The organism is Microtetraspora sp. AC03309, from assembly GCF_020826795.1.
Lineage (GTDB): Bacteria > Actinomycetota > Actinomycetes > Streptosporangiales > Streptosporangiaceae > Microtetraspora > Microtetraspora glauca.
In genome coordinates this window covers 1-820 of record NZ_JADDIL010000277.1, presented here as the reverse complement: position 1 = coordinate 820, position 820 = coordinate 1, and the positions used below count along the sequence as shown (strand labels likewise).

At 69.1% G+C, this 820-nt stretch carries 2 protein-coding genes; both read right to left on the bottom strand.

Going from position 1 to position 820, the window contains the following annotated elements:
• On the bottom strand, positions 1-252 hold a 252-nt coding region (locus IMZ11_RS42825), incomplete at its 3' end, for a DUF456 family protein (protein ID WP_228649325.1).
• A gap of 29 nt (positions 253-281) precedes the next feature.
• A partial coding sequence (locus IMZ11_RS42820; protein WP_228649323.1) for a methyltransferase domain-containing protein occupies positions 282-820 on the bottom strand: 539 nt, incomplete at its 5' end.

Sequence of the window (820 nt, the reverse complement as noted above, 5' to 3'; positions counted from 1 at the left end):
GAGTATCCCGCCGGCCACCAGGCTCCAGATTCCCACCTCGGCGGCCCGCATCCGCCGGACCGGCCACACGTACTTGATCACCTCGGCGGTCACGAAGAACACCGCCGCGACGCCCAGCGTCACCCAGGCAACCGTGGCGTTCGTCCCGGCCTTGACCTCCCAGACCGCCCACACCGCGATCGCGGCGAACACCAGAAACCCGCCACCGGGAAGCACGGGCAGCACGATGCCGAGCAAGCCGACAGCGATCACCAATGCGACAAGAACAACGCCGAGAGTGCTCACGGTTTCTGCCCGCGCACCCACTGCATGGTGCCCATGGTCTTGGACCGCACCCGCTCCAGACCCAGTCCCTCGAACCGGTCGGCGAGTTCATCTTCGGCGAAGAAGCGCGCACCGCCTTTCGACAGCAGCCGCGCCGGGCCACGGTTGGTCGCCGTGGGCACCATGACCGCGATCCGGCCGCCCGGACGCAGTACCCGCACCATCTCAGCCAGTGCCGCCTCGGCATCGGGGATCAACTGCAGCACCGCGATCGAGGTCACCGCGTCGAAGACCCCGTCCCGGAACGGCAGTTTCTGGGCGTCTGCCCGCAGGAAGCCGACCTGCCGACCCGCCTCGGACTCGACCGCACGGGCCAACATCGGCTCGGAGATGTCCACGCCGAAGGCGAACCCGTCCAGCCCGGCCGACCGGGCCAGCGCCGCCGTCACATTGCCCGGACCGCTGCCCACATCCAGTGCCAAACCACCGGGCGGGATGTTCAGCCATTCGGTGGGCTGCTGCCACGCCGTCATCAGCTTGCGGCCGAGGGCTTGCG